Annotated in this window: 20 protein-coding genes; 17 read left to right on the top strand and 3 right to left on the bottom strand. The window is 60.2% G+C overall.

What is annotated here, in order from left to right:
* The first annotated feature begins 83 nt into the window (after window positions 1-83).
* From CXY77_RS01740 to CXY77_RS01690, 11 genes are all read left to right on the top strand, one after another.
* On the top strand, window positions 84-971 hold the full coding sequence (locus tag CXY77_RS01740) for an ABC transporter permease (RefSeq protein ID WP_233197165.1): 888 nt from the start codon (window positions 84-86) through the stop codon (window positions 969-971).
* Entirely contained in the window at window positions 968-2,410 is a 1,443-nt protein-coding gene (locus CXY77_RS01735) for an iron-containing alcohol dehydrogenase (RefSeq protein ID WP_104129503.1), read from the top strand. The genes CXY77_RS01740 and CXY77_RS01735 overlap by 4 nt, the downstream gene beginning before the upstream one ends.
* Complete coding sequence (locus tag CXY77_RS01730; RefSeq protein WP_092341284.1) at window positions 2,407-3,912, top strand: FGGY-family carbohydrate kinase; 1,506 nt, start codon at window positions 2,407-2,409, stop codon at window positions 3,910-3,912. The genes CXY77_RS01735 and CXY77_RS01730 overlap by 4 nt, the downstream gene beginning before the upstream one ends.
* Window positions 3,909-4,841: an HAD-IIA family hydrolase gene (locus CXY77_RS01725; protein ID WP_233197164.1), complete on the top strand. Its 933-nt coding sequence runs from the start codon at window positions 3,909-3,911 to the stop codon at window positions 4,839-4,841. The genes CXY77_RS01730 and CXY77_RS01725 overlap by 4 nt, the downstream gene beginning before the upstream one ends.
* Before the next feature lie 74 nt (window positions 4,842-4,915).
* Window positions 4,916-5,899 carry a thiamine pyrophosphate-dependent dehydrogenase E1 component subunit alpha gene (locus CXY77_RS01720; protein ID WP_199181838.1) on the top strand — a complete coding sequence of 328 codons (984 nt, stop codon included), beginning with the start codon at window positions 4,916-4,918 and terminating at the stop codon, window positions 5,897-5,899.
* On the top strand, window positions 5,896-6,924 hold the full coding sequence (locus tag CXY77_RS01715; protein WP_092341283.1) for an alpha-ketoacid dehydrogenase subunit beta: 1,029 nt from the start codon (window positions 5,896-5,898) through the stop codon (window positions 6,922-6,924). The genes CXY77_RS01720 and CXY77_RS01715 overlap by 4 nt, the downstream gene beginning before the upstream one ends.
* Before the next feature lie 18 nt (window positions 6,925-6,942).
* Window positions 6,943-7,185, top strand: a complete 243-nt coding sequence (locus tag CXY77_RS01710; RefSeq protein ID WP_092341282.1) for a biotin/lipoyl-containing protein — start codon at window positions 6,943-6,945, stop codon at window positions 7,183-7,185.
* 38 nt (window positions 7,186-7,223) lie between these two features.
* Window positions 7,224-8,951 (top strand): glycerol-3-phosphate dehydrogenase, encoded by a 1,728-nt coding sequence (gene glpD, locus CXY77_RS01705; protein ID WP_092341281.1) that lies wholly within the window; start codon window positions 7,224-7,226, stop codon window positions 8,949-8,951.
* A complete protein-coding gene (locus CXY77_RS01700) occupies window positions 8,948-10,507 on the top strand; it encodes a glycerol kinase GlpK (RefSeq protein ID WP_092341280.1) in 1,560 nt (519 codons plus the stop codon). The genes glpD and CXY77_RS01700 overlap by 4 nt, the downstream gene beginning before the upstream one ends.
* Window positions 10,508-10,546: 39 nt before the next feature.
* On the top strand, window positions 10,547-11,416 hold the full coding sequence (locus CXY77_RS01695; protein WP_092341316.1) for a class II fructose-bisphosphate aldolase: 870 nt from the start codon (window positions 10,547-10,549) through the stop codon (window positions 11,414-11,416).
* Entirely contained in the window at window positions 11,416-12,087 is a 672-nt protein-coding gene (locus CXY77_RS01690) for a 2-oxo acid dehydrogenase subunit E2 (protein ID WP_092341279.1), read from the top strand. Before CXY77_RS01695 ends, CXY77_RS01690 begins: the two co-directional genes overlap by 1 nt.
* 53 nt (window positions 12,088-12,140) lie before the next feature.
* Here CXY77_RS01690 and CXY77_RS01685 read toward each other — a convergent pair whose 3' ends face one another.
* Window positions 12,141-13,106, bottom strand: a complete 966-nt coding sequence (locus tag CXY77_RS01685) for a sugar-binding transcriptional regulator (protein WP_158252740.1) — start codon at window positions 13,104-13,106, stop codon at window positions 12,141-12,143.
* A 97-nt stretch (window positions 13,107-13,203) separates the two neighbouring features.
* Window positions 13,204-13,836: an NUDIX hydrolase gene (locus tag CXY77_RS01680; protein ID WP_233197163.1), complete on the bottom strand. Its 633-nt coding sequence runs from the start codon at window positions 13,834-13,836 to the stop codon at window positions 13,204-13,206.
* 38 nt (window positions 13,837-13,874) lie between these two features.
* Between CXY77_RS01680 and CXY77_RS01675 the strand changes: the two genes are divergently transcribed.
* Window positions 13,875-14,633, top strand: a complete 759-nt coding sequence (locus tag CXY77_RS01675) for a lipoate--protein ligase family protein (protein ID WP_140425659.1) — start codon at window positions 13,875-13,877, stop codon at window positions 14,631-14,633.
* A 55-nt stretch (window positions 14,634-14,688) separates the two neighbouring features.
* Here the strand turns inward: CXY77_RS01675 and CXY77_RS01670 are convergent, their stop codons facing one another.
* Window positions 14,689-15,846: a 3-keto-5-aminohexanoate cleavage protein gene (locus tag CXY77_RS01670; protein WP_134505131.1), complete on the bottom strand. Its 1,158-nt coding sequence runs from the start codon at window positions 15,844-15,846 to the stop codon at window positions 14,689-14,691.
* 128 nt (window positions 15,847-15,974) lie between these two features.
* On the opposite strand from CXY77_RS01670, the gene CXY77_RS01665 reads away from it, so the two are divergent.
* The 5 genes from CXY77_RS01665 (at window position 15,975) to CXY77_RS01645 (ending at window position 22,239) form a co-directional block, all read left to right on the top strand.
* Window positions 15,975-17,210: an epoxide hydrolase family protein gene (locus CXY77_RS01665; RefSeq protein ID WP_158252739.1), complete on the top strand. Its 1,236-nt coding sequence runs from the start codon at window positions 15,975-15,977 to the stop codon at window positions 17,208-17,210.
* Window positions 17,211-17,385: 175 nt separating this feature from the next.
* The gene (locus CXY77_RS01660; RefSeq protein WP_092341273.1) at window positions 17,386-18,540 is read left to right on the top strand and encodes a sugar ABC transporter substrate-binding protein; all 1,155 of its coding nucleotides are present in this window, start codon (window positions 17,386-17,388) and stop codon (window positions 18,538-18,540) included.
* A gap of 98 nt (window positions 18,541-18,638) precedes the next feature.
* Window positions 18,639-19,688 (top strand): ABC transporter permease, encoded by a 1,050-nt coding sequence (locus CXY77_RS01655; RefSeq protein ID WP_104088313.1) that lies wholly within the window; start codon window positions 18,639-18,641, stop codon window positions 19,686-19,688.
* Window positions 19,685-21,220, top strand: coding sequence for a sugar ABC transporter ATP-binding protein (locus tag CXY77_RS01650; RefSeq protein ID WP_158252738.1), 1,536 nt, complete (start codon window positions 19,685-19,687; stop codon window positions 21,218-21,220). Before CXY77_RS01655 ends, CXY77_RS01650 begins: the two co-directional genes overlap by 4 nt.
* Window positions 21,220-22,239, top strand: coding sequence for an ABC transporter permease (locus CXY77_RS01645; RefSeq protein WP_092341270.1), 1,020 nt, complete (start codon window positions 21,220-21,222; stop codon window positions 22,237-22,239). The genes CXY77_RS01650 and CXY77_RS01645 overlap by 1 nt, the downstream gene beginning before the upstream one ends.
* Window positions 22,240-22,263: the final 24 nt, after the last annotated feature.

The following is a 22,263-nucleotide window of genomic DNA, read 5'->3' as shown; positions in this document are numbered from 1 at the left end:
CACCGCGGTCGGCTGCGTCCGGCAACACGAGTCGAGTCCGACAGATAATGAGTCAGATTCCTGGTCCCCTGATCGGCCTGATCGTGATCGTCGTTGCCCTTTCATTCCTGTCCCCGTACTTCCTGACCCCTCGCAATTTGCTCAATATTCTTAGCCAAGTCTCAGCTGTCGGCGTCATGTCGGTCGGAGCGCTACTGATCATCCTTCTCGGAGGCATCGACCTGTCGGTTGGCTCCGTGCTGGCGCTCAGCTCCATGTCCATGGCCGCGATGTACAAAATGGCCGGGTGGCCTTTCGAGGTCGCTCTGGTCGCGGGCCTTCTCGTGGGGGCCCTTGTCGGCCTCATTAACGGCATCCTTACCGCTTACGGCAAACTGCAACCGTTCATTGCCACGCTGGCGACTATGTCGGCAGCGGCGGGTCTCGCGTTGTTCATTACAAATGGCAACCCAATAACGGGGTTCCCTGACTGGTTCGTTGCGATCACAGCGACGAGCCTTCTCGGCATTCCTATTGAGGGCGTTATTCTCGTCGCGATATTCGCCATTGCGGCATTCTGGCTCAAGTTCAGGCCGTCGGGCCGTGCGCTCTATGCGATCGGCGGAAACGAGGAAGTAGCCCGCCTGTCCGGACTTCCCGTACGCCGCGCCAAAATTTTGGTATATACCATCGCCGGAATACTAGCCGCAGTAGCCGGTCTCCTCGTCACATCACGATTGGACTCCGCTCAGCCCACCGCCGGCGCTGCTGACCTTCTAAACGTGATTGCCGTAGTGGTCATCGGCGGTGCCAGTCTCGCTGGCGGCTCGGGCAGCCTCCTTGGCACGTTCGTCGGACTCCTCATCATCGGCGTCCTGAATAACGGAATGTCGCTGCTGAATGTCTCCGCAAACCTCCAGCCCGTGGTTATTGGCGCCGTTATCGCCGCCGCGGTACTCACTGACCGAAAGTCGAGCAGGAGACACACATGAGTGCATTCGCCACAATCACCGATCCCACCGACCTTGACGCGATCCGCGCGGTCATCGCCTCAACACCCGACGCGGTCGAACTGGTGCCACTCGGCATCCGCTCCCTGGTGATTTCGCCCGAAGCAAGCTTCGGCTTGGTCCCAGCGGTGAAAGGCTTGGTAGCCGACGGATCGACGGAGGTGCCCCGAGTAGTCGTTCTCGTCGACGAGACGACCATCCTGCGCGACGGCCGCGACCTGAAACAGCAACTGTGCGAACTCCTTGCCGAGGCGTTCGCGGTGCAGATTGTCGTTCTCGGCCACGCGGGACAGCTGCACGCCGACGAAGACGCACTCGAAACTGCGACGGCTGCCATTGAAGGATATGACTGCGCCGTTGCGATCGGTAGCGGCACGATTTCCGACATTGGAAAGGTCGCCACCGACCGCCAAGGTGGAATTCCGCTCGTGATCGTGCAGACCGCAGCATCCGTCGACGGCTTTACCGACAACGTCTCGGTAGTCTTGCGCAACGGGGTAAAGCGCACTATCCCCTCCCGGTGGCCCGACGTAGTGCTCGCCGACACGAAGACGATCGCAGACGCTCCCGTTGCCATGAACACTGCCGGTTTCGGTGAGGTGCTCTCGCTGTACACCGCTCCTGCCGACTGGGAACTCGCCAACCGCCTGGGCTTCGACACCAGTTTTCGGCTGACCCCGCGGGATTTCCTGCTCGAGTTCGCTGGTGACCCCGCCACGTGGGCAGACGGTCTCGCCGAGGGTGCGCCCGGAGCAGTGCTTGACCTCACCCGAATGCTCGCCATCCGCGGAATGGGCACAGGGATTGCGGGTACCACGGCGTGCCTCTCCGGTGTTGAGCACGTCGTTTCGCACATGCTCGACATGTATGCCGCCGCCCACAACCTGCCGACAGGCCTCCATGGAGCTCAGGTTGGCGTTGCGACTCAGATTGCGTCCGCAGCGTGGGATCTATTGCGCCGCCGGGTCGCCGCGGGTGAGTTCACCCTCCGTTTCCCGTCAGCGAGCGACCTCGAACAGCAGGTGAAGCGAGCGTTCGATGTGTGCGACGAGACCGGCGGTCGCGGTGAGGAATGCTGGTCCGATTATGCCCGCAAGATCAAGGCGTGGAACGCCGACCCCGAGCGTATGAAGGGCCTCGTCGCCAACGCGATCTCCGATGGTGTCGCTATCGCTGCCGCCGTCCCCACGCCCGCGTCATTATCGGCCGGTCTGCTCGCCGCGGGCTCACCCACCACCCCGGGCGACCTTGTCGACTGGGTCACCCCGGAAATCTGGCGGTGGGCTGTCGCGAACTGTCTGTTCATGCGCGACCGGTTCACGGTCATCGACCTGCTCTTCCTTCTTGGTTGGTGGACGCCGGCCGATGTGGACGTGGTGATCGAGCAGGCCTTTCAAGCAGAGAGTGAGCCGACGTCATGAGAGATGATCGCGTGGTCATTGCGGTGGACTGCTCAACCACCGGCGCCAAAGCGAGTGTCTGGAACGCGGATGGCACCGAGGTTGCCAGTGGGCGGGCCGAGCTTGATTTGAATATCCCCGCGCCGGGGCGCGGCGAACAAGATCCGCGCCAATGGTGGACAGCTATGCAAAGCGCGGTGCGCAGTGCCGTCGAAGGCCTCGACGTCAGCCGTGTGGTTTCCCTGACCGTAACGCACCAGCGCGAGAGTTTCGTGTGCCTCGACGACGACGGCGAAGCTGTGCGACCGGCGATGCTCTGGCTCGATTCCAGGGCCGGTGAGCAGGTGGACCAGTTTGGTTCGGCCGATGTGCACGACCGCACCGGGAAGCCGCCGAACACGACCGTTTCGTACTACAAACTGCTCTGGTTGGCCGAGCATGAACCCGAGGTTTTGCGCCGTACGGCGCACGTCGTCGAGGTGCATGGCTATCTAGTGCACCGCATGACTGGCCGCTGGGCAACCTCAACGGCAAGCATGGACCCCACCGGCCTCATCGATATTCGAACCGGCGACTATGACGCAGCTGTCCTGACGAACCTCGGTCTCGACCACTCGCAATTGTCGGCCCTGTATGCTCCCGGAGACGTTATCGGTGGCCTCACGATCGATGCCGCCGAGCTTCTTGGCCTGCTCCCTGGCACGCTCATCGTCGCGGGAGCCGGTGACGGACAGTGCGCCGGGCTCGGGGCGGGGGTCGCGGAACCGGGGCGGGCGTACCTCAATATCGGCACGGGCCTGATCTCGGGCACCTACTCCTCTAAGTACCAGCCCGACAGGGCGTATCGAGCGATGATGGGTACGATTCCGGGCAGCTTCGCGTACGAAACCTTCGTGGGGGCGGGCACGTACATGATCTCCTGGTTCATCGATACGTTCACTCACGCCTCGGAGAAGTTTCGCGGCGGGGTCGAGGCCACCCTCGAGGTCGAAGCCTCGGTGGTGCCTCGGGGCAGTGACGGCCTTTATGTTGTTCCCTACTGGAACGGCGCTCTCACGCCGTACTGGGACCATGAGGCCCGCGGCATCATGGTGGGTCTTCAGGGCGTGCACCATCGCGCCCATATCTATCGCGCCGTGCTTGAGGGCGTTGCTTTCGAATTGCGGCTGAGTCAGGACCAGGTCGAGCAGGCAACGGGGGACACCGTGGAAGAATTTGTAGCCATGGGTGGAGGGTCGCAATGCCCGCTGTGGTGCCAGATCATCGCTGATGTTCTGCGCCGGCCCATTGTATTGTCGCGCCAAAGGGAAACAACCTGCCTAGGCGCGGGCATGCTCGCGGCCTTCGGGGCGGGACTTTTTCCCAGCATTGGCCACGCGTCCGAGGCCATGAGTGCCACCGAGGTCCGATATGAACCCGACCCGAAAGCTGCCGATGACTACGAAGTGCTGTATCGCCGCTACGCGGCGATCTACCCCGCGTTCCGCTCCTTTTTCCACGACCGAATCGAAGTGATCGCGTGAGTGAAACGACCGTTACCAGCACGGGCCTGCCCTCGGCGCCGACCGGGAAGGCCACACCACGGGCGCTGCCCGAACGGGTCTACGACGCCTACCTGTTCGACTTGGACGGCACCATTTATCTCGGTGAGGAACTTCTTCCAGGAGCGCTCCAGCTCCTTGCGCACCTCCGCGAGACGAAACGTCGGGTGGTGTTTCTCTCAAACAACCCAACTCTCGACCGGGCAATGTACGTCTCTAAGCTCACGAAACTCGGCATCCAGGTTGCACCCGAGGAAGTTGTCAATTCAGTGGTGAGCATGGTCGCTTGGCTTAGTCGCGAACACCCCGGTAAAACGGTCTATCCGATCGCTGAACAACCGCTCATTACGGCACTGCGGGATGCGGGCATCCCTACGTCGTCGAACCCCGACGAGATAGAGATCGTCTTGGCGAGCTATGACCGAGGTTTCGACTATTCCAAGCTCCAAATAGCATTTGACGCTTTGTGGAAGCGGGATGCGATTCTGGTGGCGACCAACCTTGATCGCTATTGTCCGTTTCCGGGCGGCCGCGGTGAGCCTGACGCGGCGGCGATTGTCGCTGCGATCGAGGCGTGCACCGGTGTGCCCTGCGTCGCTAACGCAGGGAAGCCTAGCGTGATCATGCTTGAAACGGTGATGGCAAGCCTTGGGCTGCGGCCAGAGCAATGCCTCATGACGGGCGATCGCCTGTACACGGACGTGAAAATGGCCGTGGATGCCCGGATGGATTCCGCGCTTGTTCTCACCGGAGACGCCGACCTCGACTCGGTGGCGCGCACCGCTGCAGCGGACCAGCCCACCTACATTCTCGACCGAGTGGACCACGTCATTCCGGTGGCGATACGGCATGAACTTGGTTGGTCGGATGTCCCATCCGTGTCGCTTGCAGTGGGACACAGAAATGCGTAGCATAGAGTTTCATAACGCGAATGAATATTCACTCGCGAACGCAGACGAAGACGTCGAAAGAAAGGCGGTTCCCAATGGCCGAACTGACACGCGATACCCTGCGTGAGATGCAGCTGCGAATGTTGAGAATCCGAGCGTTCGATGAACGCGCGTCCAAGATGGTGAAACGAGGCCACATTCCCGGCACGGTTCACACCAGCATTGGGCAAGAAGCGCAGGTCGTCGGCGCCACTATGGCCCTTGGCGCGGGTGATTACATGAGTGGAAACCACCGCAGCCACGGACACCCCATCGGAAAAGGCTCACCGCTCGGCCCGCTCATGGCTGAGCTTGTCGGCAAGGCGACGGGCGTCTGCAAAGGTAAGGGCGGTTCCCTGCACCTCGCTGACTTCGCGGTCGGGAGCCTCGGCGAGTCCGGCATCGTGGGGTCCTCCATCCCGATCGCCAATGGAGCAGCCCTCTCGTCGAAGGTGCTGAACAACGGCAAAGTAGCGCTCGCCTTCTTCGGCGATGGAGCCGCCAATCAGGGTGTCCTCTACGAGTCGATGAACATGGCCGGCGTCTGGGACCTCCCGATGATCTTTCTGTGCGAAAACAACCAGTACGCGTTGAGCACCCCGGCTCACACCGTGACATCGGGCATCATTTCCGAGCGTGCCGCTGGATTCGGGATGCCCGGAATCAGAGTTGAAGAAGGACAAGACGTTCTGGCTGTCTACGACGCGGTCTCCGAAGCGGTGGCACGGGCGCGCGCCGGGGACGGCCCCACACTGGTGGAGGTCATGACCTACCGGTACAACGAACACTCCGAAGGGCTGAGACTCGGCACGGACTACCGGAACGCCGATGAGCGCGAGGCCTGGCTGAAAAAAGATCCGATCATGCTCTTTCGCCACTATCTGGCGTCGCAGGGATTCTCTGACGATGACCTCGATGGCCTCGAAGCCACTGCGCTCGCCGAGGTTGATGCGGCTGTCGCATTCTCGGACGCGAGTCCTTACCCCGATCTTTCGGTCGCCTTCGACGACCTCTACACCGACAAGGAGTCCGCAGCATGACTGTGATGAGCTATTTGGGTGCCATCGGCGCAGCCCAGCGCGAGGCCATGGACGCCGACGAGCGTGTCATTATCATCGGCGAAGACGTCGAAGCCAATGTTTATGGCACTACCGGTGGCGGCAAATCCCGCAGTGACAAGGGTGATTTTCTTCAGCGGTACGGCAAGAACCGCATTCGCAACACCCCGATCTCCGAGGAGGGCATAGTCGGCGCGGCCGCTGGTGCTGCGATGACCGGGCTACGCCCGATAGTCGACCTCTCCTACTCGAGCTTTCTCTACATGGCCATGGACCAGTTCGTGAACCAAGTGGCGAAAAACCGGTACATGTTCGGCGGCCAGGCCTCGATGCCCGTGGTCTTCCGCTCCGCCATGTTCTATGGACTGAACACCGGCGCGCACCACTCGGACCGTCCGTATCCGATGTTCATGAACGTCCCCGGCCTGAAGATCATTGCCCCCGCCACGCCCGCAGACGCAAAAGGGCTGCTCCGCTCCGCGGTCGATTCCGACGACCCGATCCTCAGCTTCGAGGCCTGCCTCCTGTGGAGCTCGAAAGAGGATGTAGACGAGAACGAGTTTTGGGTTCCGCTTGGCGTCGCACGCACGGCGCGAGTAGGAACGGATGTCACCGTCGTCGCTATCTCGAGCTCCGTGCCGGAGGCAGTGGCTGCAGCGGAAGAACTCGCAAAGGAAGGAGTGTCCGTTGAGGTCATTGATCCACGAACGCTCGTTCCACTTGACCGTGATGCCATTTTGCGGTCGGTGGCAAAGACAGGTCGCCTGGTCGTAGCCGAGCCGGCGCACCGTACCTGCGGTGCAGCGGCAGAGATCAGTGCGCTCGTCGCGGAAGAAATCTTTGATTCGCTTAAAGCCCCGATCGTTCGTGTTACGGCACCGGACATGCAAATTCCCTTTAGCCCCTCGCTCGAAAAGCAGATGTACCCGACGAAGGCCACCATTGCGGCCGCCATCCGGCGCGTCGTCGATCTGCCGGCGCTTCAGCCGGTCGCAGCCGCAGTTTAATAACGAAAGAGGAATCAAATGGCGCGTATAGATGTGTTGCTTCCCCAGTGGGGAATGGGAATGAGTGAAGGGGCAATCGTCGAGTGGCTCAAGAAGGTGGGCGACCACGTCGATGAAGACGAACCGTTGGCGGAGGTTGAGGCGGAGAAGGTTGAGGAAACCCTCGAGTCACCTGCCACGGGAACCCTGGTTGAGATCTTGGTCGAGGAGGGTGCCTCAGTCGAGGTCCGCACCATTCTTGCCGTGATCGAAACCGACTAAACGCGAGCCTCAACGAAAACAACGAAGCAGGAGGAGCCATGAGCTCATCTTTAGTGAACGCCGGCGATACCCGCGCACCGTATGACCTCGTCGTCGTAGGGGCCGGTATCAATGGACTCGGCATAGCGCGCGATGCGGCTGCGCGAGGCTTGCGAACCATTGTCATCGACCAGGAAGACATATGCAGCGGTGTGTCCGCGTGGTCGGGGCGACTCATTCACGGTGGTCTTCGATACCTGGAGCATAAGGACTTCGCCCTGGTTCGTGAATCCCTGAAGGAGCGCGAGCGTCTCTTCAAGCTCGCTCCGCACCTCGTGAAGCCTGTGCCGCTTCTCATGCCTTTCTACGCCCGCAACAAGCGGCCGTCGTGGTTGATCCGTCTCGGCATGATCGCTTACGACGCCCTCTCGTGGGACAAGAAGCAACCCAATCACAGTATTCTGACGAAGGGCGCGGTGCTGTCCCGCTTCACCGGGATGGAGCCTGCCGGACTCACAGGTTCCGCGGTATTTATCGACGGGCAGGTTGAATACGCTGAGCGCCTCTGTGTTGAACTCGCGGTAGCAGCAAAGAGTGACGGGGCCGACATCGTCACCCACTCCCGCGTCGATGGGCTGTTGAAGTCCGATGCTCGAGTGACCGGCGTTGAGTACACCGATTCCATCACGGGAGAACGTCATTCCGTGCGCGGACGCGTGGTCATGAACGCTGCAGGCCCGTGGGTCGACCGCCTGCTGGCCGACTTTGGGGGAGTCAATTCACCCCGATTCATCGGCGGCTCGAAGGGCAGCCATATTGTCGTAGCCCCGTTCCCGGGGGCGCCTCGCGACGTCGTGTACTACGAGTCGCAGGCGGATGGCCGTCTGGTCCTCGTCATACCGTGGATGGATAGATACCTCATCGGCTGCACCGACAACCTCTACAACGAGGAACCGGACTCTGCTCGCGCAGAACAGTCGGAGATTGACTACCTTCTCAACGAGGTCAACACCCTCGTGCCGGGCGCGAAACTCACCACCGACGATGTTCTTTACACGTATAGCGGAGTGCGACCACTGCCCTACGCGCCTGGTGTGCCCGAATGGAAGATTCCGCGGAGTCACATCATCCACGACCACGCTAAAGACGGCGTCGAAGGCCTCTTCTCCGTCATCGGCGGAAAGCTCACGACGTTCCGACAGCTCTCTGAGGACGCCGTTGACTTAGCGCTTCGCAGCCTCGGTGCTAAGAAGATCAAAACAATTACGCTGACGAGTCCCCTTCCTGGTGCTCGAGTAGCAAACTATGAGGCCTTCTCGAAGGCGTTCATTGCGAACGGCGCTGTGCCGCCACTAGTGGCGAAGCGCCTCCTCGCTCTGTACGGAGTGCGGGCAGCGAACATCGTGGCTCTGGTGAGTGACGATGCCAGTCTCGCTGAAATCGTCGACAAAAAGTCGGGGGCTCTGGCCGCTGAAGTGGTTTTCGCCATCCATGAAGAATTCGCCCGAACTCTCACAGACGTTATGGCACGACGTCTTCTGCTGGCGTTTGAACCCGATCACGGCATCCAGAGCGTCGAGCGGATCGCGGAGATCATGGCGGCGATCAACGGCTGGGATGAAAACCGTATCCAGGAAGAGATCGACGGCTACGTTGAGTGGCTCGGCCACCTAGCCGTCCCCGGCCGACCCACAGCGCAAATTCCGGGTCGCGCGACATCCGGTGAACGGCAAAGTGGGTTGACCGTCGGTGATGTCGGCCTCCAGGGCGGCCGGGCAGACCTATGACGGGCCGCTATGTCCTCGCGCTCGATGAAGGGTCGAGCAGCGCGAGGGCGGTACTCGTTGATACAGACGGGCGGATCGTCGCGGAGGCATCAAATTCGCTCACGCCCCTTTTCCCCAACCACGGCTGGGTCGAGCTTGACCCGGCCCAGCTGTGGACTGCGATGCGGGCAGCGATCGACGAGGTTATGGATCGGTCGGGGCTGACGGCGCGCGATATTGCAACGGTCGGGGTGACCACTCACCGGGAAACCTGTTTGATCTGGAATCGATCCACCTCCATCCCCGTGCACAATGCGATCATGTGGTCTTCACATCAGACCGATGAGATCGTGCAGCGCTGGTCCGACATGGGGCTCGACGCCGAAATCCGCACGCTCACCGGGCTTAGGAACGACTCGTTTTTTTCCGCCCCTAAACTGGCCTGGTTCATCGAGAATATCCCGGGACTCAAAGCGCTTGCAGGCACGGGCGACTACGCTGCCGGAACAGTCGACACCTGGCTTGTCTGGAACCTCACCGGCGGGCGTGAGCACGTCACCGATGCGACATCGGCGTCGCGCACGGCATTGCTCAACATTAATGAACTTGTGTGGGACGACCGACTTTGCGACGTGTACGGAATCCCGCAGGAGCTACTCCCCGAGGTGCGATCTTCCAATTCGCACTTCGGATACCTTGACCCCAGCATTCTGCCCGGCGGCATCGGCCATCACATACCCATCCAAGCAATCATCGCTGATCAGCAGGCTGGACTTTTTGGGCAGGGATGTTTCGACGAGGGCTCAGTCAAGAACACGTTTGGAACCGCTGGCGTGCTCGTCGCCAACGTCGGGAGCAGCCCACTCCTTCTCCCCGGAATGACTACCAGCGTGGCGATGAACATTCCCGAGCTCACCAGCTACGAAGTCGAAGGGGTGGTATTCCACAGCGGGCAGACGCTTCATTGGCTGCGTGACAAGATGCGGGCTGTTGGATCCGTAGCGGAGATGGAGCGCATCGCAGAACGGGTCACAGACACCCAGGGCGTCTACTTTGTTCCCGCGTTCGCCGGCCTCTGCGACCCTTACTGGGACAAGGACGTCCGAGCCTCAATTTTTGGATTGACTCTTGACACGGGCATCGACCAGATTGTTCGCGCGGCGCTCGAAGCCATGGCGTACCAGACGCGCGACAACCTTGATGCCTTGCGTGCCGGCGGTATGAGCGTGACGTCGCTGAAGGTAGACGGAAAAGCGGTTTGCAACAACTTTCTGTGCCAGTTCCAAGCCGACATCCTTGGCATGCCGGTCGTTCGGCCGGAGGGCCTCGAACGCACCGCTCTCGGAGTCGCATATATTGCCGGAGCAGAGGTGGGTCTGTGGAACGCACAAGATCTCGTGCGCGACACGTGGCGCGTGGAGCGCGTGTTCGAGCCCCGCATGAGCAGCGACCGACGCGACCAGCTCTACGGCGGTTGGCAGTCCGCCGTGCGATCCGCGCGCATGATGCCGCCGGCACCGCCTTACCCAACCAACGGGACGGTCCCAGATTCCGTCCCGGTACTGGCCGCACACTGACGTGCTGGTCTAACAACTGAACCAATCGAGAGGATCATGATGACCACGAAGACAGCCGAAAACTATGTTGCCCGCGCCCGAGCAGGTGGCTATGCAGTAGGTGGTTTCAATATGCACAACCCTGAGACCACGCAAGCGCTGATCGAAGCGTCAATTCGCGCTCAATCCCCAGTGTTCCTGCAAGTTGGGCGGGCGATTGTTCCTCACATGGGTCTTGAGGCTGCGTACCGCATGACCCGTCGTGAACTCGACGGTACAGGCGCGGATGCGGTCATCCACCTCGATCACGGTACGTACGACGAGGTCTTCGAAGCCCTGCGTCTTGGATTTGACTCGATCATGTTTGACGGCTCGCACTTGCCGTTCGAAGAGAACTTGAAAACTACGCGCTACGTCGTTCAGGTTGCACATTCATTCGGCGTTCCAGTAGAAGCGGAACTGGGCAGCATTCCCGATGCATCCAACGGAATCGACTGGTCAGCGCACTACACCAACGTCGACGAAGCCGAAAGATTCGTCGCGGAAACCGGTGTCGATTTCCTAGCGATTTCGGCAGGTGTGATGCACGGCATCACCTCTGGTGACCCACTGCCCCTGGACATCGAACGAATCCAGCGCATTCGGGATGTCACGGGCGTTCCCCTCGTTCTGCATGGAGCATCGGGAGTACCGGAGTCGGATATCAGCGCCGCGATCGCGGCTGGCGTGCACAAGCTGAACGCCGATACTGATCTCCGCCATGCCTTTCGCCGCGGTATCGAAGAGACCTGGGCGCAGGGTGACCGCCAGCTCGAAGACGCCATGTCCGAAGGAAAGCGCCAGATGATCGAAGCGACGATCGCAAAGATGCGCGAGTACGGGTGTGCCGGTGCCTCGACAACCGCCGTTCTGACCGAAGCGCGGGCGTGATGACGCAACCACTAGATCTCGACGAGGGCCAGCGTACCGAGCTGAAGGGCATGCGTCGCACCGCGGCGCGGCGCATGGTCACGGCGTGGGAAGCGCCCGTCTTCCACCTCACGGTCGAGGTTGATATGACGGAGGCGTCGCGTGCCAAGATCGTCGTGCCGGGGGCGACCGTGACCGATGTGCTTGTTCGTGCGACCGCGCACGCTCTGATCTTTGTTCCGGCGGTGAACGTGCACGTGGACGGCGAGGCGGTCGTATCTTTCCCCCGAGCCCACGTGGGTATAGCTGTCGCCACGGACAAGGGTCTGACAGTACCGATTATTCACAACGCCGATCAGTTGAATCTTGAAGAGATCGCTCAGCGCCGGCGCGACATCGTCGGCCGTGCACGTTCCGGCGGGCTGGGGCGCGACGACATCACGGGAGGGACGTTCACGATTTCGAATCTTGGCATGCTCGGGGTGACCCGCTTCGATGCCATCGTCAACGCGCCCCAGGCTGCCATCCTGGCCGTCGGCGCCACCATCCGCCGTCATGTTTGGACTGAGGATGGCGGAAGTTGGCGTCCCATCGCCGAACTGACCCTCACCTCGGATCACCGCGCCCTGGATGGAGCGGTTGCGGCCGAGTTTCTCGGAGCATTGAAGACGAAACTGGAAGCGCCGCTGTAACAACGTGTATTCGATGGCGGCGGCTCGCGGTGCGGGCCGCCGCTCACCTATCTTCACTCCTGCAGCAGCCGCTCTGCCGTTTCCATATCCGTGACCAGAGTGTCGATCCAATGACCGCGAAGCGCTGCCCGCACTGCCTCGTATTTCGACCTTCCACCAGCGACGGCAAAGCGGCCGCCCGTGCCGGGAAGCTGGGCCAGGGTCACGCCAATCACCAGGGAATCAAGCTCACTCTCGATCGGGATTCCCTCCGCATCGATGAATCTCAGGTTGATTTGTCCGACGGCGCCGAGGGATTTGGCCATTTCGAACTGTTCTACGGTGAAAAAGTTGCCGCCCGGTTCCAGCGGCGCGTCGATATTGCAGGTACCGATACCGACGAGAGCAACGTCCAATTCATCCAACGCCGCGATCGCCTCGCGGGTGTGTGCGTCGGAGCTAATCATTGCCTCACGCACTTCCGCCGAAGACAGAACTCCGGGGGCGCGGATGAACAGTGGCGTCCCGCCGATTAGGTCAGCAAAGCGTTGCGTGGAACGGGTGGAATCATGCTGCAGCTGTGGTGGGCCGACGTCCCCGAGCATCTCGACGATGCGAGTGGCGTCGGACCTCTTTTTCGACGGTTCGAGGGTGGTCACGAGTGAACGCAGTGACCGGCTCCACGAAGTAAAGCCGATAGTTTTGCCCGATAACTGCATTGCCGAGAGGATGAGTGCGGCGGCTTCGCCGAGGTCGCGATTGATCCCACCCTCGTCGTCCAGATCCAGCGCTTCAACGACGTGAACTTGGGACAACCCGTAACGCCCTTGCAGATCTTCTTCGATCTCCGCGTGCAGGCCCTCGGGGACGACAACAACCGTTCGGACAATTTTCGCCTGCTCTGCGGCCTGTAACAGTCGGGACACGCGCGCTTGCGATATGCCCAAGCTCGACGCGATATCGATCTGCCGGATGCCGTGCGTGTAATACATACGCGCAACCTTGGTCATGAAGCGGCGCGGTTCCGGATCAGCAGACATGACTCTTCCTTTCACTAAGATACGCAAGTGTATCAACATTCGTCGATTGCAAGAATATCCAAAACTCCCTAGGCTGGACTGATTAGTGTTTCGGGAATCAGTGGTGCAAGGAGGCCGACGGATGGCGATCCCACGGAGCGTCCGCACTTGTCGCGTTCGTCCGGCCCCGCACCTTGGCAGCGAAAGCCGCCAATACTGCGACCGCAAGGGTTCCGTTCTGCGTCTTACGGTCAAGAATTGCCGTGACAGCATCGTCGAGCGGAACCCAGCGAAGTTCGATATTCACTTCTTCTCCAGTGGGGCGAAAGTCGGTCGCTTTTGTCTCCAGGCCACGTGCGAGAAAGACGCGGACTGCTTCGTTGCTGCCACCTGGGGTGGGGAAGAAATCCAGCAGCAGCTCCCAATTCGCGGCTGCAAGTCCGGTTTCTTCCAACAATTCTCGTCGGGCGGCCGAAATGGGACTTTCATTGGCAGCGTCGAGAATGCCTGCCGGAAGCTCCCACTCTCGTGCACGTATTGGATGGCGATACTGCCGTATCAGCAAAACACGATCGTCCTCATCCAGGGCAACGATCGCAACCGCGCCGCGATGAGAGAGATACTGCCGCGTCAAGATGGTCTCCCCGTACACGACCTCGTCGGATCGAATATCCCAAACAAGCCCCTCCAGGTCGGTCGTGGTAGAACGCACCTCATGGTGCACTTGCATATCCGCCAGCTGATCAGACAATTGATTTATCTCCTGTTCCTAGATTCAAAATTATGGTCTTGCGCGACGTGACCACGGCGAACCGGCAGTTGCACACTCGCATTCCGAAATTATCACTGGGCCGGGTCGGCAGCACGGCACAAGACGACATCGACGAATCCTTGCGCGTGCTCCGCGAGATGCAACAGGACGTTAATGCTCATGCTCGGATCAGGGCATATCGCCCGATTCCAACGGTGGCATTCAGCCGACGCGAGAGTTTGATGCCCGAATTCGCCGCAGCCTCAGCGGCCGCTCGCAGGTTCGGCTTTGACCCGGTGATCCGCCTCGCGGGGGGACGAGCGGTGGCTTACGATCAGACCTGCCTGATTATCGATCTCATGGCCCCCTTGGAGTTCTACGGTAATCACATAGCCGCCTTTGAGGTGGGCGCCGATTGCTTTCGAGATGTGCTGGGCGACCTCGGCCTCGACGCTCGAGTCGGTCCCGTCGTCGGGGAGTACTGCGCGGGTGACCATAGCGTCAATGCCCGAGGGCGAGTGAAAGTTGTAGGTATCGCTCAGCGCGCCATGCGCCGGGCCAGGCTCCTCACCGCCTGCATTGTTCTTGACAAGCCCGAGGGACTGCGACCAGTCGTGGATGCGGTCTACGGTGCAATGAACCTTGAGTGGTCGCCCGCAAGCCTGGGAAGCCTGCGTGATGAGGGTGTACGAGGAACACTCGATGAAATAGTGAACGAGCTCGTGACCGGGCTCCAACAACGACACTCGGCATGGGCACGCCCGCAGGCAAGCCAAATTGTCGAAACGCGTACGTAACTAGTCTCACATTTGAACGAAGAGGACTCCGCGAAATATTTTCGTCATTTGCGCATCATCGGATGTTGTACAGGGCTCTCGCCTCGTCCGCGGTCGCGATGGGTCGGCCGACCTCCCGAGCGATCTCTTGCGCCTGCTGCAGCAGTTCCAGGTTTGTCGGGTTGCGGGCCGGATCATAGAACAGCTCCAGTCCAGTTTTGATGTGGCCCCCCAGCTCGATCGCCCTCCGGAGGATTGAGGTGTCGTCGAGCGCACCCTGACCCCAGATCGAGATGTACCACGGATGCTTGACCTTGGCTTCCTCGATCATCCAGAGGTAGTAGTACAGGCTTTCAAGGCTCGGCTTCATGCCGTTCGTTCCGATGGGTTCTGTGGCAGTCAGACCGTAATCGCCAATGAGATAGAAATCCCACATAGAGCCGGGTGTGGAGAGCCCCTTGTTCACGTAGTGCATGGCGTGGCGAAGGTGGCCTGGTTCGTAGACGCCGAAGACCATGGGGGTGCCGTGCTCGCGCAGCATTTTGATTTGGCTGCCCACCCGCTCGTAGTTGAACCCGAATTCCGGCCCGGCGAGGTAGCCCTCGGCATCCGTTTCTGTAGCGAACAGGGTGAGCCCTGTATCGACGCAGGCAATGCGAACATTTGCCTTTTCAATCAGTAGAGGGACGTGTTGAAGCCCGTTCTCGTCTCCCTTGAGGCGAAGGTTATTGCAGGTCGTCGGGTACCAGGTGATGTCAGGGTGTTTTTGCAACACCATGTCCCAGGTGCGCATGTAGTCCTTGTATGCGTCTGCGCCCATGAGATCGAAGCTAGTGTTGTGGGCGTGGATCGCGCCGGCGCCGGCTTCCCAGCAACGAATCGCGTCTTCCGCAATCTCGTCATAGGAAATTGGCGTGTTGGGGTTCATCTCTTTCGTACGGATCCCATTGATGTGGGACTCGATAATGACCGGGTAGTCCCAATTGGGCTTCATGTCCGCATATTTGTCGAGGGCAGTGCCCATGGTCCACTTCTCTTTCTCGAGATGATTGCACCTGCAGCGATGGCGTGCGGCAAAAGCCGGACAACGATTTTTTTGGTTCCGATTCGCGAGCGTTAGCTCGACTGCAGCGACGTCGCTGATGGGGCGCTTCCGCGGACATTTCCGTTCGCGCTGGCCTCGATCGGCGTCATCGGCAGTGATTCCAACCGATTCCACCAGCAGCCGCAACACGCTGATTCTTCTGACCGAGCACGATTCGTTGACAGATATATCCCGGTTGGGATATAGAGTGAATATACACGCAGTCGATGAATAAAAACATACTTCACGCGTGCGACGCAGAACGAGGAGGTTCTAGGTTGTCGAATTCGTTTGATGTCCAGCCGTACGAGATCCGCATCCCCGACGCGGATCTGGACGACATGATGGAGAGGCTGAAACGCACACGATTCCCGCAGGATTTTGGGAACGAAGACTGGCGCTACGGCTACAATACCGACTACCACCGCACCCTCATTGACTATTGGATCAACGAGTACGATTGGCGTGCTGTGGAGCGCCAGATGAACGAACTCCCACACTTCAAGGTGGACGTGATGGGCGTGCCCCTGCACTTCATCCATGTGCGCGGCAAGGGGCCGAACCCGAAGCCGCTGCTTCTCCACCATGGCTGGCCCTGGACTTTCTGGGACGTACGAAAAATTATTGAGCCTCTGACGGATCCGGTAAGGTTCGGCGGTTTGGAGTCTGATTCCTTCGATGTCGTTCTGATCTCCCTGCCTGGCTATGGGTTTTCGTCTCCGCTGACGGAGACAGGGTGGAATTTCTGGAAGACCGCCGATCTCGAGAACGTTCTTATGAAGCAGATTCTGGGGTACGACCGCTACGCCACCGCAGGGGGGGACTGGGGCGCGCTCATCGCCCAGCAGCACGGGCACAAGTACGAATCTGACGTCATCGGGGTGTACACACATTTTCCCGCGCAGATGTCGCACTATCTTCCGGATCATCCCGACCAGCCCGACGGCGTCGAGTATGACACCTTTTTGGGACTGCCGGCGGCGAGCGAGTACTCCGCCGACGAATCCGGCTGGTTCGAACGTGGCAAGTTGTTCGTCGAGAATGAGAGTGGCTACGGTGAGATCCAGTTGACGAAGCCACAGACGCTCGCGGCGCTCGTCACCGACTCGCCTGCGGCCCAGCTGGCCTGGATTACCGAGAAGCGCTATTTCTGGGGCCTCGCGGAACGTGGCAGCGGCACAGAGTCATTCGAGCGTGTGTGGCCAAAGGAAGACCTGATCACGACCGCCGCGGTGTACTTTCTGACGGGAACGGGTGGGACCTCGTCCCGGTACTACTGGGAGTGCCGGGGTAACCCGTGGACGCCGAGCCACAACCGGTTCCCGGTCGTGGGAGTGCCGACCGCGGTCTCGATCTACCCGGGCGAGATCTACAAGCCGCCGAAAACGTGGACGGAGAAGTACTTCAACCTCCAGCAGTACCGCGTCCACAGCACCGGCGGTCACTTCGCTCCCTTGGAAGAACCGGAAATCTACGTGAACGACGTTCGGGATTTCTTCCGAACTCTGCGCTGACGCACGATTTTCTCGTTCCAAATCGTAACGAATCGGTCACGTGTGGGCCGTCCGGCGAAATTCTCTTGCGTGCACGCGCGAGTACCCATATCCTCACAGTGAATCAAAATTTATTTGCTGAATAAAAATGCAAACGACTTGAAATCAAGCCTTACCCACGACAAAGGAGTCAAAGATGTCTCTCAGAAACAAACGCGGCGCGCTCCGCCTCGCCGCCTTCGCGGCTGTTGCTGCGCTCGCTCTCGCCGGGTGCACGTCGACCGCGGGTGGAACCGCCACCGGTTCCTCGGGGCCGATCGCCAAAGAGGATCTCGTCCTCGTCGCATCCGTCATCAACACCACAAACCCTTACTTCATCGCCAACATTGAGGGAGCTAAGGCCCTCTCCAAAAAACTTGACATTCCTCTCGAGATCATCGACTCGCAGGGTTCGTCGCAGACTGAAATCTCGAAGATTCAGGCGATCTTGGCGCAGGGCAAGAAGGTCGTGATGTTCGTCAACACGGTAGCGAGCTCGGACACCCCGACCATCGTGGACGCTGTGAAGCGTGCCGGTGGCTACGTATCGATCTGGTGGAACAAACCCGATAACTTCGAGCCCTGGGACGCGGGGGATAACTTCGTGGCCTTCCAGAAGCACGCTGGTGTGGACTCAGGCCGCTGCAATGCCAAGGCAATCGGTGATGCACTTGGGGGCAAGGGCAACGTAATCATGTTCCCCGGCGTGGAAGACAGCACGACCAGCGCGACGCGTGTCGCCGGCTTCGAGGCTGAGATGCGTGAAAACTACCCTGACATCAAAATTCTCGAGAAGCAGGCTTCGAACTGGGACCCGCAGCTGGCCAACCAGAATTCAAAGGACCTGATCGCTAAGTACGGCGACCAGATCAATGGTGTCTGGAGTGCCGATGACGGTATGCAGCTCGGTGCGCTCCAAGCCTTCGATGACGCCGGTTTGCTGAACTCGGTGAAGTTCGCCTCTGACGGTCTGTACCCCGACACGGTAAAACTGATGAAAGAGGGCTACGGCAACAATGCCATTGTCGGGGAAACCTTCCACCGCGGCTACATGGCCTCCGCCATCGGTCTGTACACGGCCTACCAGGCCGCGATCGGCGAGATCGTTCCGTCCGAACTGCCCAAGGACAAGCGGGATAGCTTCTTTGACATCAAGTGCGTAACCCCCGAGACGCTTGGCGACTACGCGAAGTACGACACTGACACGGCTGCAGCTGATTTCGTTGACAATCTTGTCGAGACTGGCCCGTGGGACACCGAGCCGGCGACCCTCGTCGGCGGCGGTGGCCCCGAGGTTTTGCCCAAGTCGTAGCGCATTGCGGCCGGCCTGTTCCCGGCCCTCGTCACCAGACGACGGCCGGGAACAGCCGCATCACCAGTACGAGATCTGTATATGCGAGGAGAATTTTCATGGTTCACAAAGTTGTAGCGGAACAGGTCGCGGGGGGCATAAGCACCACTGCGATCAGGATCCGCGAATCCGGCATCGAGCGCCGTGCTCGGTTCCGCGGTCTCGCCGAACCGCTGAGTTTACTCGTAGCTCTGGCCGTTCTTATCGGTGTGTTTTCTTTGCTCAACGAACGCTTTCTGACTGCCTCCAACCTTCAGAATGTGCTTACCCAGTCCGCTATCCCCTTGATCGTTGCCGTGGGAGCGACCCTGGTCATCCTCCTTGGATCCATCGACTTGTCCGTGGAGGGAGTCATGGGGGCCACCGGAATGACTTGGATCCTTCTCAGCGCCAACTCGCGGGGGGGAGCGGACTTGGGGCCATGGGCTTGGGTCATAGCGCTCGGCGTAGCTCTTGTGATCGGTGTCGCCAGCGGCCTCATCTTCACCGCGCTGAAGGTTCCCTCATTCATCGTTACTCTGGGAATGTGGTATGTCGGCCTCGGAATCGCCACCATGCTCTATGGAACCGACCTTCTCCCTCGTCTTGAAGATGAGGGGTTGAAGGGCTGGACCTCGCGAATTAGTTTCGGGCTTCCGAACTCCTTCTGGGTGGCGCTGCTCGTCATCGGCCTCGGCATATTCGTTCTACGCAGTACCCGGATCGGCCGGGTGACCCTCGCCATTGGAAACAGCGAAACGATCGTGCGCTCGGCGGGCCTTCCGGCTTTCCGCGTAAAGGTTGCCGTCTTCGCCATTGCCGCGCTTCTGAGCGGTCTCGGCGGCATCCTGGCCACTGTTCAACTCGACATCGGGTCACCGACCGTCGGCTCCGGAGTGCTCTTCATCGTCATTCCTGCGGTTGTCATCGGAGGCACGCATCTCGGCGGTGGAAAAGGGGGGATCCTGCGCACCGTATTGGGCGTATTCCTGCTGACGATCCTGAACAACGGACTCATACTCTCCGGCGTTGAGTCGAGTTATCAGTCGGCAGTTACCGGCGCGATCCTGGTCGCCGCTATCGTGTTCGCCGCGTGGTCGCAGCGCGACAGATTGCAGGTGGCAAAGTGAACGACGTGACCACAACTCCCGCAGTGCTTCGCCTCGACAGCGTCTCCAAGAGCTTCGGATCGAATCGTGCCGTTCGCAAAGTGTCGCTTAATATTCAATCGGGTGAGGTCATCGGCCTCATTGGAGAGAATGGCGCGGGCAAGTCAACGCTGCTGAAGATGCTCTCGGGCAACTATCGCCACGACGAAGGAACAATCGCCGTAAACGGACGGGAAGTTCAGTTCCGCGGACCAGCTGATGCCCTGCGCGCGGGGATCGGGGTCGTTCACCAGGAGCAATCTCTCTTCACAAACCTCACAATCGCCGAAAACATCGAGGTCAACACACCAATGGGCCGGGGCGGTGTCAATCGGCTAGGGCTGTACAACTGGCGACGCTTGTACGCGGACGCAGCACAGGCTCTCGACCTCATCGGATCGCACTTGAATCCGAAGACACGAGTAAGCGACCTGTCGTTCGTTGATCGCCAGATGGTCGAGATTGCGCGGGCGATCCGGGTAAGTGCCGCCAGCCACACGACGCCTCTCGTGATCCTCGATGAACCAACTGCAATCCTAGAAAGGACGGAGACCGCGATCTTGGAGAGGGAAATCTCCAAGCTTCGCGACATCGGCTCGGTTATCTTCGTCTCGCACCGACTCGACGAGGTCATGCGCATCTGCGACAGGGTGGTCGTCATGCGCGATGGTGAATTGATCGCCGACCGCCCCGTCGATGACGTTACCGAAGAGGAACTCTTTCGCCTCATGGTTGGTCGGGAGACCCACGCTGCTGTTCGAAACCGGCGGAGTATTGAGGCGACGAGCAGCCCAATCATCTCGATCCACGACCTCACCCGGGCAGGATCCTATGCGGATGTATCGATCGATGCCTACCCCGGCCGAGTCCTGGCCATTCTGGGTACCAGCGGCTCAGGCCGCGAGTCCGTGGTGCGAGCGGTCTTCGGGGCCGAAGGCTTTGACTCCGGATCGGTCTCGATCGCGGGATACTCCGGGCACCAGCTGTCCATCAAACGTGCCGTCGACCTGGGGGTCGGCTACGTGCCTGCGGAGCGCAAGACTGAGGGAATGGTGGGGGAAATGCCAGCGGATCAAAACATCACGCTCACGCATCCCGGCTCCGCGGCCGTTGGGCCGTTCGAGCTTCCCCGACGCAGGCTGTCTTTGGCACGGATGTGGTTTGAGAAGCTGGACATTCGGCCTCGGGAGCCCCTGCACATGTTGCAAGACTTTTCAGGCGGCAACCAGCAGAAGGTCGTCCTCGCCAAGTGGCTGAACTCTTCAAATTTGAAGGCACTCGTGCTAGACCACCCGCTCCGAGGCCTCGACCCGGGTGCGGCGGAGACAGTCAACGCGCAGATCCGGTCGGTGTGCGATGGCGGCACCGCAATTATTCTCATACCCGACACGATCGATGAGGCGTTAGATATCGCCGATGACATCGTGGTGATGCGGGACGGTCGGATCTCGGGGGTCTTCGACCTCGGTCACGATAATCCCGCGACTCTGGACCTGCTCGAAAGGATGCTCTGATGTCCAAGATTGATAACGAGGCAACGAAGATTGCCGTACCCGTCCTCATCCCCGCCCGCGGTAAGTTGCCGTCCGTGAAGCGCCTCGGAGGCTGGCATGCGATTGGCCCGATCGTCATCTTTCTTGCGATTCTCGTCGTCGTTGCGATCCTCACGCCAGCTTTCATCGGGGGAGGAGGATTAGCAATAATCGCGTCGTCGTCGGCCCCCATCCTTTTGCTAGCACTCGGGCAGGCAATGGTGCTCAATGTCGGGTCGATCGACTTGTCGAATGCCGCGATTGGCCTGCTGGGTGCAATCTTGCTTGCTCTCACGCTCGGGCCCGTAGCGGGTCTATCGCCACTGATCGTTCTCCTTGCCACCACCGCCTTCGGAGCCGTGAACGGCCTAATCCTCGCCTACGCGCAGGTGCCGTCCTTTGCGCTTACACTCGGCACGCTGGGAATTTTTCAAGCCATCGCGCTCGTAGCCAGCGGCCGCACGACCGTCTATGTCTCTAGCAACGGGGAGAGCGTTCGTTCGTTGTACGAAAGCGGAATCGCAAATGTGCCGATGACGTTCTGGATGGGCGTGCTACTGGCGGTCGCTCTTTGGGTACTCCTGCGCTACACCCGCATCGGCCGAGGAATGACGGCCATCGGAAAGAACGAGTCCGCCGCGATCTTCTCGGCCGTTCGAACGCGCTCGCTCAAGGTGCTGGCCTTCGCTCTCTCGGGGTTCGCGGCTGGACTCGCCGGCATCGCGATCATCGCGCAGGCGGGATCCGCGTCGCCCACCGGCCTAGGAAGCGACCTGCTGCTTCCCGCCATCGCCGCAGCGCTGATCGGAGGGACGTCGATTTCCGGGGGCGTAGTGAATCCGCTCACGGTGATCTTCGGAGCGCTGACCGTTGCCCTCGTTCCCATCGCGACGACTGCGGTCGGTATTGACGCCCAAGCACAGAGCTTGGTCTACGGCGCGGTCATCATCGCAGTGGTTGCCCTCACCATGTCGCGCAACAAATCAAGCATTGTCAAGTAGTACAAGAGAGGGAAACATGCCTGC

This window comes from Cryobacterium sp. N21 (assembly GCF_002929575.1).
Taxonomy (GTDB): Bacteria; Actinomycetota; Actinomycetes; order Actinomycetales; family Microbacteriaceae; genus Cryobacterium; species Cryobacterium flavum.
The sequence above is the reverse complement of the archived record's forward strand: the minus strand, read 5'-3'. Positions and strand labels throughout refer to the sequence as shown.

Coding starts and splice junctions, on each gene's coding strand:
- CXY77_RS01735 (WP_104129503.1), top strand. CDS start 968: ATGAGTGCATTCGCCACAATCACCGATCCCACCGACCTTGACGCGATC.
- CXY77_RS01730 (WP_092341284.1), top strand. CDS start 2,407: ATGAGAGATGATCGCGTGGTCATTGCGGTGGACTGCTCAACCACCGGC.
- CXY77_RS01720 (WP_199181838.1), top strand. CDS start 4,916: ATGGCCGAACTGACACGCGATACCCTGCGTGAGATGCAGCTGCGAATG.
- CXY77_RS01715 (WP_092341283.1), top strand. CDS start 5,896: ATGACTGTGATGAGCTATTTGGGTGCCATCGGCGCAGCCCAGCGCGAG.
- CXY77_RS01710 (WP_092341282.1), top strand. CDS start 6,943: ATGGCGCGTATAGATGTGTTGCTTCCCCAGTGGGGAATGGGAATGAGT.
- glpD (WP_092341281.1), top strand. CDS start 7,224: ATGAGCTCATCTTTAGTGAACGCCGGCGATACCCGCGCACCGTATGAC.
- CXY77_RS01700 (WP_092341280.1), top strand. CDS start 8,948: ATGACGGGCCGCTATGTCCTCGCGCTCGATGAAGGGTCGAGCAGCGCG.
- CXY77_RS01695 (WP_092341316.1), top strand. CDS start 10,547: ATGACCACGAAGACAGCCGAAAACTATGTTGCCCGCGCCCGAGCAGGT.
- CXY77_RS01690 (WP_092341279.1), top strand. CDS start 11,416: ATGACGCAACCACTAGATCTCGACGAGGGCCAGCGTACCGAGCTGAAG.
- CXY77_RS01685 (WP_158252740.1), bottom strand. CDS start 13,106: ATGTCTGCTGATCCGGAACCGCGCCGCTTCATGACCAAGGTTGCGCGT.
- CXY77_RS01660 (WP_092341273.1), top strand. CDS start 17,386: ATGTCTCTCAGAAACAAACGCGGCGCGCTCCGCCTCGCCGCCTTCGCG.
- CXY77_RS01655 (WP_104088313.1), top strand. CDS start 18,639: ATGGTTCACAAAGTTGTAGCGGAACAGGTCGCGGGGGGCATAAGCACC.
- CXY77_RS01645 (WP_092341270.1), top strand. CDS start 21,220: ATGTCCAAGATTGATAACGAGGCAACGAAGATTGCCGTACCCGTCCTC.